Source organism: Streptomyces jumonjinensis, from assembly GCF_009600885.1.
GTDB lineage: Bacteria > Actinomycetota > Actinomycetes > Streptomycetales > Streptomycetaceae > Streptomyces > Streptomyces jumonjinensis.
On sequence record NZ_VCLA01000198.1, the window covers coordinates 29,200 to 30,054 of the forward strand.

Annotated in this window: 1 protein-coding gene; it reads left to right on the top strand. The window is 74.7% G+C overall.

Annotation, left to right across the window (positions count from 1 at the left end; all coding sequences use genetic code 11):
• Positions 1–855, top strand: an 855-nt coding sequence (locus FF041_RS38420; RefSeq protein ID WP_194292302.1) for a WD40 repeat domain-containing protein, incomplete at both ends; no start/stop codon positions are given.

Below are 855 nucleotides of genomic sequence, written 5' to 3' on the forward strand. Positions count from 1 at the left end.
TCGCCCTCGGGACCGACCGGGGCATCCGGATGTGGGATCTGTACGAAGAAGGTTTCACCGGGCCCGCGTTCGGACCGCGCACGAGCGGGGCCCGGGGCTGGTTCGCCCCCACGGGCGAGGTGCTCGCCGCGCGGGCCCCCGGCGGTCCGCTCCAGGTCTGGGACACGACCACCGGCCGGGAACTCCTCGACACCGGCGACACCCGGCCCGGGACCGACCGCGTCCATGTCTCCCCCGGCGCCGGGCTGCTCGCGTACTGCCCGGCGGAAGGCCCGCTGCGGATCTGGGACATCGGCGACCGCCGGATCCTGGACACGCCCTGGACGGACCGCGTCAACGGCGGCTGCGGCACCGGGGAGTTCCGCTTCACCCCTGACGGCCGGGCCCTCGCCTTCGCCACAACGAGGGGCGTCCGCACGATCGAGGTCCGCACCGGCCGGGAACACCCCAGGATCGTGACGGACGGTCTGCCCCAACTGGCCTTCAGCACCGACGGCGCGCACCTCGCCACGCTCACCCCGACCACGCTCCGGATCTGGCGCACGGCGGTGCCGGATTCACCCGTTCTCCACCTGCCCATGAGCGGTATCACCCGCTCCGACCTGCGGCTCGACATGACGGAGGGGGCCGTCCGCTTCCGCGAGGGGGAGGCGCCCGCCCTCACTGTGCGGACCATCGGGGTGGACACCACGGAGCCCCGGGTGTGGGAGCACGCCCCGCTCTCGGCCGCCGCCTTCAGCGAGGACGCGGAGGTCCTGGCCACCGCGCGCTCACGGACGTACGGGATCCGCGACGGCGACGGACGGCTGCGGCAGGGCATCCCCCAGGCCGGGGAGTGCGCCGCGCCCTGCCGTC